The organism is Clostridium sp. ZBS15, assembly GCF_023845705.1.
GTDB classification, from domain to species: Bacteria; Bacillota; Clostridia; order Clostridiales; family Clostridiaceae; genus Clostridium; species Clostridium aquiflavi.
Map to the genome: position 1 here is coordinate 1 of NZ_JAMQHY010000213.1, position 385 is coordinate 385.

Here is a 385-nt window from a genome sequence, read left to right on the forward strand (position 1 = left end):
GGGGGAGCGTGTTGGGGGGGGGGGTGTGGGGGGTGGGGGGGTGGGTGGGGGGTGTGGGTTGGTGGGTGTGGGGACTGGGGCGGTGGGGGTGGGGGGGGTTGCGGGTGGGTGGGGGGTGGGTGGGCGTGAGCTGGCCGGGGGTCAGGCGCGTAGATCGTGTCTTGCTGGCTGCCTTGTCACTCCCTCTGTTTCTGCTCTGTTATTTATAGCATCTGCTCTCCTTTCTTCGTTTTCTTTTCCTCTTCTTCTCCCTTTTTTCTTTTTCTTTCTCTCTTTTTCCTTCTTTATTTTTTCTTCTTTCTTTTTTTCTCTTCTTTTCCTTTCTTCTTTTTCTTTTTCTTTTTTTCTCTCTCTTTTTTCTTTTCTCTTTTCTTCTTTTTTTTTT

General features: G+C 50.4%; 1 protein-coding gene. It reads right to left on the reverse strand.

The features are described 5' to 3' along the window. Positions 1–141: 141 nt before the first annotated feature. On the reverse strand, positions 142–385 hold a 244-nt coding region (locus NG904_RS17075; RefSeq protein ID WP_252232932.1), incomplete at its 5' end, for a hypothetical protein.